The organism is Dawidia soli (genome assembly GCF_018598185.1).
Lineage (GTDB): Bacteria > Bacteroidota > Bacteroidia > Cytophagales > Cyclobacteriaceae > Ohtaekwangia > Ohtaekwangia soli.
The window spans coordinates 1-9,448 of record NZ_JAHESC010000094.1; the positions used below are offsets into that span (position 1 = coordinate 1).

At 57.5% G+C, this 9,448-nt stretch carries 5 protein-coding genes and 1 pseudogene; 4 read left to right on the forward strand and 2 right to left on the reverse strand.

What is annotated here, in order from left to right; translation table 11 throughout:
• The first annotated feature begins 112 nt into the window (after window positions 1-112).
• The 4 genes from KK078_RS29975 to KK078_RS29990 all read left to right on the forward strand — a co-directional run bounded on the left by KK078_RS29975 (window position 113) and on the right by KK078_RS29990 (window position 8,003).
• On the forward strand, window positions 113-3,388 hold the full coding sequence (locus KK078_RS29975) for an FG-GAP-like repeat-containing protein (RefSeq protein WP_254094656.1): 3,276 nt from the start codon (window positions 113-115) through the stop codon (window positions 3,386-3,388).
• 293 nt (window positions 3,389-3,681) lie between these two features.
• Window positions 3,682-5,475, forward strand: coding sequence for a metallophosphoesterase family protein (locus KK078_RS29980; RefSeq protein WP_254094658.1), 1,794 nt, complete (start codon window positions 3,682-3,684; stop codon window positions 5,473-5,475).
• Between the two features lie 470 nt (window positions 5,476-5,945).
• Window positions 5,946-6,839, forward strand: a complete 894-nt coding sequence (locus KK078_RS30725) for a sensor histidine kinase (RefSeq protein WP_254094660.1) — start codon at window positions 5,946-5,948, stop codon at window positions 6,837-6,839.
• Window positions 6,840-7,196: 357 nt separating this feature from the next.
• Window positions 7,197-8,003, forward strand: a complete 807-nt coding sequence (locus KK078_RS29990; RefSeq protein ID WP_254094662.1) for a DUF4974 domain-containing protein — start codon at window positions 7,197-7,199, stop codon at window positions 8,001-8,003.
• 14 nt (window positions 8,004-8,017) lie between these two features.
• On the opposite strand, the gene KK078_RS29995 is transcribed toward KK078_RS29990, so the two are convergent.
• Entirely contained in the window at window positions 8,018-8,905 is an 888-nt protein-coding gene (locus KK078_RS29995; protein ID WP_254094664.1) for a PfkB family carbohydrate kinase, read from the reverse strand.
• 81 nt (window positions 8,906-8,986) lie between these two features.
• Window positions 8,987-9,448 (reverse strand): annotated as a pseudogene (locus KK078_RS30000) (SAM-dependent methyltransferase); the annotation flags it as partial.

A 9,448-nucleotide genomic window follows, 5' to 3' on the forward strand; every position in this document is an offset into this window, starting at 1 on the left:
GACCTTAGAAGAAGTCTCGTGGGCTCGGAGATGGGTTTAAGAGACAGTTTTCGAATATGGCGCCTCGCCGGCCCTGGGCCGCGCGACGTCGGAGTATCCCTATACCGACAAGGTGCAAGGCATCGTCACCGGCCTGCAGCCCTCGACGAAATACTACCTCCGGATGGTCGCCCGCAACGAACATGGAACGTCGTATTCGACGATCACGGAGTTTACGACGATCGCGCCGGCCCCCCTGGTCAGGATCCTCGAGACGCTGGACGTGACCGAAACAACGGCTACGCTGTACGGCCAGGTCAATCCCAACAGCCTGCCCACATCGTTTTATTTTGAATACGGCCCCACACCGGCCCTGGGCATGACCACGCCGGTATACACCGCCGGCGACACGACGGAGTTCGTCGACGTCTCGGCGGGCGTCACCGGGCTGACACCCCGCACAACCTACTATTACCGGATGGTGGCCGTCAACGGGCATGCTACCGCCACAACGGGGTCGGTACGCTTTTTCACCGCGGCAAAACCGGTTGTCAGCGCCTTCACGCCCATGGCCGCGCCCATCGGCACGACGGTAACGATCACCGGCCGCAACTTCAGCACAACGCCCGGCAACACCCAGGTGAACTTTGGCGCCACCCGCGCCGAGATCCTGACCGCCAGCGCCACGCAACTGGAAGTGAAGGTTCCCGCCGGGGCGTCCCTGGGGCCCATCGCCGTCCTGGACCTCCAGTCCGGCCTGGCCACGGAATCGGTCCGGGAGTTTGTCCCGACGTACACCGGCAGCTTTTCTACGGGCAACCTGAAATTGGCCGTCGGCTTCAACGACTTGAGCATGTATCGCCCCATCGTGCAAGACCTGGACGGCGACCACCGGCCCGACATTATCGGCGGCACCAGCCAGGGCTTCAGAATATACCAAAATGTACACCAGGGAGGCGACATCACCGCGGCATCCTTTTTACGCACCAAGACCACGGTATCGGATTTCACCAGCATCTACCTCTACGCCGCGGACCTGGACGGCAACGGCCTGGCCGACATCGTGGGGGAGTATCAAACCGGTCTGCGCATCTACCCCAACCGCTCCGTGCCGGGCTATATCTTCCTGGGCGAGCCCCTCGACGTGCCCATCGGAAATTTTTACCGCCTCGCGCTGCGCGACTTCGACGGCGACGGCCGCATCGACATCGCCTACACGCACTACACGGCGGGCAGCTACCGGCTCACCGTTCTGCGCAATCAGAATCCAGCCGGATCGCTCACGGCCGACAACTTCCGGCCCCAATACAGCATGCCACTCCCCTATGAGCCATACTCGATCGTCACGCCGGACCTGAACAACGACGGCAACCCCGACCTGGTATTCGGGACAACCGACCAAAGCGTGCTCTGGATGCTTCGCAACGACAGCCGCCCGGGAACACTGGCCTTCAGCCAGATCATCACGACGGACCCCGCCCGCGGCAGGTTTGCCCGGTATACCGCCGGCGACCTGAACGCCGACGGCTGGAAGGACGTGGTGTTGTATACCCCCGGTCTGGAAGGCAAGGTGGCCGTGTGGGAGAACAACGGCACCTCCCCCCAGATCACCCTGACAACACCGGTACCCCTACTGGACCACTACACCGAAGACGATGTCCAACCGGGCGACCTCGACGGCGACGGCAAGCCGGACCTCCTGGTGGGCACCGAACAACGCGAGCTGCGACTGCTGCGGAACAAAAGCGCGGCCGGCAGCGCCTTTTCGGATGCTTCCTTCGAACAACTCAACCCCTGGGGCACGGCGGTCGGCGAGAGTAAAAGCGTCGAGCAACGATTGGCCGTCAACGACCTCAACGGCGACGGCCGACCGGAAGTCATCAATTCTCTCGCGTATTATTACGGTCCGCGTGACGGCTATATCTTCGAGATCTGGCAGAACGACCCGGATCCCTGCCTGGATCCCACGTTGGTAAAGATGGAAGTAACAAACACCACGGCGAAGATCCTGCTGCCCGCCAACACCACCTTCGATCAGTATGAAATAGAATACCGCACCGGCAACTACGACTGGTCCACGGTTTCTTCCAACACCATCAATTACCTGACCCCCGGGTACCCCTACCAGTTCCGCGTCCGCGCCAAATGCGGCGCCGGCTTTACCGCCTACCACGCTATAAATTTCACCACCGACTGCGTCGATCCCAACAACGTCACCCTGGGCACGGTCAGCGCCAACTATGTTACGTTGAACGCACCGGATATCAACAAGTATGAGATCCAGTATTCACCGGCCGGCAAGAACGAATGGACGACACACGAGTCGTATTCCTATACCATCTACTCGCTTGCACCCGGCACGACCTACGACTTGCGGATCCGGGGGCGCTGCGTCGTGCCCAGTCCGTACCGGTCGCTGCAATTCACCACGGTGTGTCCGTCGCTTTCGTCGCTCGCCATCTCCGAGATCACCTACAACAGCGCCATCGTGATCGGCATCAACTATGCGGTCGACGTGACGTTGGAATACAGCCGCGACAACATCTCCTGGACGCGTGTCGGCACAAACCGTTTTTTATACCCGCTGGTGCCGGGCACACGCTATTTTGTACGCGGCAAGATCGACTGCGCCAACACGGCGCCCGACTTTACGATCCGCGAGTTCACCACACCGTGCCCGACAGTATCCTTCCTGACCACGGACGCCGTCACACCGACCGGCGCCCGGATCAGCTGGTACGATGAATCCAATACCGACGGGTATCGGGTGCGTTATACCCTGCCCACCGGCGGTATCGCCACCGTGGAAACCAGCGACCGCTATTTCGTATTGGACGGCTTTGCTCCCGGCAGCGAGATCACCGCGGAAGTAGCGCCGCGCTGCGTGGGCGAACCGGCCTATACCCGTACGACGTTCGTGACCGACTGTTATACACCCCAGGATCTGATCGCCGGCAACGTAACACACACGACCGCCAGGCTGACCTGGAGCGCCGCCTTCAGCGCCTCGCCGTTCGTAGTCGACTATGCGGTCCGGGGAACAAACACCTGGCAGACCCTCCAGACCGCGGATACACAGCTCACCCTCACCGGGCTGCAACCCGGCACCGGTTACGAGGTCCGCGTGCGCATTATCTGCCAGGACCGAACGGCTGACCGTGCGCGCGTATACCTTCAGACACCGCTGTACGAAAAAACGGTATACTTTCCGAACCCGACCGACGGCACCGTGGTCATCCATCCGTCCCGGGACCTGATCGGACATCCTTTCGTGCTGTGTGACAACCTCGGCAGAACGATCGCCAGTGGCTTGCTGGCCGCATACACCGTGGACCTGTCGCCTTATCCGCCCGGCATATACCTGTTAAAGATCGAGGGCGAAGACCTTATGAAGATCACGAAACGGTAACGACACTACCCATCTCCCTCCCTACAACTGTCGCAACCGTGCCTCCTTTTGATGCCGGCGGCCATCCCGGGCCGCCGGCATTATTTATTCGCTTTGACGATAAAGGCATCATCCAAAAAGGATCTCTCCCTCTACCGTCGAGTTCGTGCCACAACGCATCGCCCTGAGCAGGGACCCATGGATCCGCTGGATCCGAAGCGACCAGTCTACACTTTGCCCGGTGTGATTTGACGAATCGTAAAAAAGATACTATATTCAGCTTTTCCGATACCTCCTATCTAACGATTGGCCTCATGAGATTTGTACACCTGACCGACATACACTATTCACCCAAAATTGAGCTTTTTGATTTTCAGACAATGTTAGCGGCATTGATCGATGAGCTGAAAAAAGAGCATAACAAGAAAAAGATCGACCTGATCTTTATTACCGGTGACCTGATCGACCGGGGGGGCGGTGCCAGCGAAGAGGCGAATCCCTTCGAGGAGATGCGGGAGAATGTGATCAACCCGATCATGTCGGCGCTGTCGCTGTCGCGCGACCAGGTAGTATTTATCCCGGGGAATCATGATATCTGCGAGCGGGACGATGCCGATACTTATTTTTTAAAAGGATTGAGGGTTGACGCGAACGAGCATTCGATCCCTGTCGTCAACAAACTGATCACGGGCAACCTCGCCAAATTCGATAACAAAAGTCTTAAAGGGTTAGAGCGTTTTAAGAAGTTTGAGCGAAAGTTCTACAAAAAACCAGGCTCTCATGTCAAGATCGAGCATTCCAATTTTGAAACGACCTTTATCCATACGATCAACGGTATCCGCATCGGCATTGCGGCATTCAACAGCGCCTGGAGCTGCGATTCAGCCCTCGATAAAGGTCCTTGCCGGCTGGTGTTCGGGACGGGGCAGATCCATCGCGCCACCAGTAGATTTAAAAAGGCTAAAACCCACTTCAACATCGCATTAATTCATCATCCGTTCAATGCGGGGCACTTTTCCGACGCAGAAGAGCTGGAGATAAAATCCTATCTGACGCGAGGTGACTTTGGGGTTGTGCTGTGTGGCCACATACACGAGTCCAAGAACACCTATGCGGAAGAAGGAGGCGAATCGCAGTATTACATGATGGTCACGAAAGCAGGACTGAACGACCCCCGCAGTGAAGTGGACCGGTATAAGGCAGGTTTTTCGGTACTCGATCTATCGTACCAATCCAAGGGCAAGATCAAGATCGCCCGGCACATGCGTAAGTTTTACCAGCCGGCCCGATTCGATCTTGACATGGAGCTCGGCATTCAAGGCAGTATCTTTCGTACGGTAAGCTGCTCGGCTGAATTTGCCACCTGGCTGAAACGTTATCACAACGATTTCGATATCACCCGGAAAGCGTTTATCCGGACGATGAGCTCGCTGGCATCGGAATACGTCAACGGACCCTCTCCGGATACGATCAGCAAGGCGTTGCATGAGAGCCTGGAAAGATTCCTGCCGCCGGGAAGTGAATTCGATTATGTACGAAAGAACCTGTCCATTCATTGGAAGATCAAGTACATCGATCAGCAATATTGCCAGATCACTGAAATTCAGAAGTTCGTCGTCGTAACCGATTCGTCCATCGAGCTAAAACATGCGGTTTATTTTGATCGCATCGAAGGTATGGATGATCGGTCTGATGTGCAGTTCCTCAGCTACAAGGTTGACGGTAAGGAAATAAAAGACAAGGCGAAAATCAAAGTGGAACGAGAGGAAACAGCGCCAGGGGAACCCGCCAAGGAAAAAAAGACGATAAGCCTGGTCGCGCCACTGGAGGGCAAACGGAATTATTCGATCGAAAGCCACATCCTGGCCATGCATCCACTGGCCAATGCGCAGGCCCGGATCTTCCGTCGGAAATCGTTTGTTGATGGATATAAAATTACCATCGAGGATACGGACGACAAATTCAGGGTTCAGGTCATTGGTGTTGGAAACGATTTTTACGATTCTAACGTTAAATGGGATGGAACCCGGGACAAAAAACTGGTGATCGATCACGCAACAGAAGTCCTCGCGCCGGGCATGGAATTTTGGTTATTAATAAATTTATGATATATTTGGAAATTAACCTCTATCAGACTATGAAAACCGGAAAGTTCAGGAAATGGGGCGGTGACTAATCATCCTATGATATGTTCCCGTGTCGACTTGAAAATGCCCCCGTTGGCGTCTAAAACCTATCAAAATTGATTATAATCTTGCAGTCAAAAGATTGACGATCAAGTTATTATGATCTAAAACGCCCAAGACCCTTCCGATGACGATGGGTCTTTTTATTTTCCCGCGTTCAACTCCATCACGCCCTTGCTTCCTTTCAGCATTTTGCCACCCACGGAGATCGCCCGGGCGGTCACATTGCCAGCCGGCGACGCCTCGTGCACGGCGCTGAGGTCGTCGTGAACGGCGGGTATCAGGTGACGTGGGAGTGACGCGGTCGCTCCTCATTTTGATGTCCGCGGCGACCGATCGCCGCGGGCGTCGACGACCCGGCGGGCCACACGCTGCAGGACGTCCGGCCGCGCGTGCAGGAAGACGACACCTTTGTGACCGCGTGCGTGGACCAGCTGCTGAAGCACGGCAAGCTGGAGAACGTCAAGTTCCGCACCACCGGTGGCCATACGCTGTCTGCCCAGGCCTACTGGCTGGAAGACCAGGCTTGGGTCGTGCTGATCGTAAAAAACATCACCAACGCCAAGCAGTTCGCGGATTATATCACCGAGTTCGGCGCGCGCAAGGACGCGCTGCTGGACATGATCGCGCACAACCTCAGCGGCCCCCTCAACCTCACCAACAACTTATTGAACCTCGTCGACCAGGTGAACCAGACGGCGCAGTATAAGGTCATCGACAACCACACGCGCCTGATCCGCGAGAACACGCAGCACTGCATCGAGATCATCAACTCGTTCCTCCGGGAAGAGCACCTGGCGTCGCCCGGCGTCTACGTGGAGTCGAAGCGCTTTGACGTAGTGGAAAAGGTCAATGTGGTGATCGAGCGCATGAAGCCGTTCAACGAAGACAAAACGATCCTGGTCCACACAGACGTCGCCCCGTTGTACATCAGCTCCGACGACGTGAAGTTCTTCCAGGTCGTTCACAACCTGGTGTCCAACGCCGTGAAGTTCACGCCGGCGGAAGGTACGGTGGCGGTCGACATCCACGACTCGGAAACGACGGTGGTGATCACCGTCGTCGACAACGGCGTGGGCATCCCCGAGCACCTGCAGCGGCACATCTTCGAGCGCAACACGCCCGCCGGCCGGCCCGGCCTGAAAGGCGAAAAGTCGATCGGCATGGGCCTGTACATTGTGCGCAAGCTCACCGAGCTGATGCACGGCGAAGTGACGTTCACCAGTCGCGAGCATGCGGGCAGCACCTTCGCGATCACCCTACCCAAGATCAAGCCCGACGCGTGACCGGCAAACACCACCAGGCAACGAGGGAAGGTATAGTTTTTGGGTGCAAAAAGTATATCGCTATCCTTCGTGTTGCCGGTAACGTCCACGCGCGCAACGAGCGTCGCAAACGCCCGATAGCCAAAGAATAGTATAGGCAACAGATCGTTGACACAAAAAATAGTTTTCCAAAAGACTTATACCGCTTTCGGGCGGCTGTATCATATATAGGGCAGGTATAATTTTTTTCGATATTTGTTACATCATCTTTAATACCCGCGTACGGATTCTGGCTCTTATGGGTAAGGAACGTCGGAAGACAATGCCGGTACATCGGCAGCGCTCTTCGGGCGACGCTGCATAACCTACCAATAATCCATGGAGATACGAGATCGTGATGCGCCAGGCATCGGTAAAAGCTGGCGACGGGCGAGATGGTGGATATACACAAGTCTCCTGACCCTGCTGCTGGTAACAAACGTACTGATCAATTTCGGATTTTTCTTTCCCCCGGCAAGCGCCCGCAAAGTGTTTTACGGCGATGCCTTCTTTATACTGCCCGACAGTACCAACGGCGTCGTGCTGGCCGGCGGCACGGTAAGCTTTACGCCCGACTTCACCGCATTATACAACGAAGCATTCTGCTCGCGCGGCGCACACTTCCAGGTACCGCAGGGCACCCGGCGGCTGGTCGTCTATTGCGACAAGGGCATGATCGTCAGCACGCGCCGGGCTGTCTTTGATGTCAAGCCGGTAGCCGGCGACAGCAGTAAGATGCAGGTGCTGGTGGGAGAAGGAACGGTAGAGATCACGGACCTGACGGGAAGATCCTATGGCCGGTATACCGCGGGCCAGGAAGCAACGGTCGACCTGCTGACCCAGGCCGTAGCCCGGAAACAATACCGCGAGGTCTTTATAAGCGACCGCAACGTCACCCCTGTATTACGCTTCGAACGTTTACCCCTGGCCGAGGTTGCCGCGCAGCTGAAAGATCACTTCGCCGTCGACATCCGGGTAACCGCGGCGGTGCGCGAATACCTCATCGACGCCACCTTCCCGGTGAATATATCCCTGTTCCAGGCATTGGAGATGCTCGAGCTCTCCAACCAGGATAAACGGCTAAAATATACCGTAACACCCGACGGCCACGGCGGCATAAGCCAGATCATCCTCGACCGAAGATAATCTACCATCATTTCCTAACCCGGCAACGTCTGCACGCTCTCTACCAAAACGCGTGCAACGTCGTCGGCCGTGCCGCGGAACGCTCCCGGCGCTTCGACCTTCAGGCTGGCCATCGCCGCGGCGAACTCTCCGGCTTCCTGTAACGACTTCCCGAGGATCCGCTGGCTGAGATACCCCGCCATATAGGTATCGCCGCACCCCGTAGCATCCACGACGGCGCGTGGCACGTATGCCGGGATGTCATAGAATGTATTTTCGTGATACAGCACAGACCCCCGGCTGCCCAGGGTGATAATCACTTCGGACACGCCCCACTCCGCCAGCATCCTGGCGCCCGTGCGCGGGTCGGATTGGCCGGTCAGCACTTCCATTTCGTGCTCGTTGGCTTTCAGCATGCTGATATACGGCAGCGCGGTGCGCTTGTCGGCCCAGTCGATGGGAACGACCTGCTGCCCTTCGACCTTGCGCAGAAAGCCCTGCACATCGAGCGACACTTTGCCCTGCCGGGCCAGCGCGCGGATGACTTCCGTAGACATATCGTGCGCCAGCAGGGGCCCGAGGTGATAGATCCGGGCGGGCACGGCCAGCAACGGCTCGACGTCGAACGGGTCGGCTACCTGCAGCACGCGTTGCGTGCGGTGGTCGAGGTTGCCGGTGTATTTGTTTTCAAAGTATACGGTATGGGCGCTGGGCAGTACGGCGACGGCGGTGCCCTGCGCGCGAAGGGTCTCGACATAGGGCAGCTCGGTTTTGCCGACGGCGGTCACCAGCTGATACTGCACGTCCAGCGAGCGGATGGCATTGGAGAAATAAAACGCAGTGCCCCCGGCCATGTGGTGCTCGGTTTGGGGTGTGATAACCTTATCGAGCGTCATATGCCCGATACAACAGATGTCAAACATAGTACAGAAGAATGATAAACTTCACAAAAGTAAAAGAATGATTGTCGCCGGCAATAGCGACAATCTTAAACCAGGATAGGCTCAGCATAGTTCCGCCGCCGCCATAATATGCGGACTTAACGCCAGCAGGTCCGGGTCGGCCTCCGTGCGCCGTACCAGCTCCAGCAACCGTTGCCGCCGCTCCGGCCGGCCCCAGCTCTCGAAGTACTGCCGGTCCAGCCAGGCGATGCCCTCGACCGCCACGACCTCCCGTACGGTAAACCCGGCGGTCTCAAACTCCTCCCGCAGCCCGGCCGGCCGGTGGAAGTACGACGGCGGCAGCAAGCCGGGCATGCCGGGCGGCGGCCAATGCTCACCGTTCGCCAGCGTCTGCAGGCACATGCGGAACACCTCCGGCCGGTGGATCGTGCCCGTCTGCAGCGCGGCCAGCGCCGACGCCGCATGGGTAATGGCAAAGCCCAGCACGACCCCACCCGCGCGCAGCACCCGCTGGGCTTCATATAAAGCCCGCTGGCGGTCTTCGGCATCCGGGAGATGGTACAG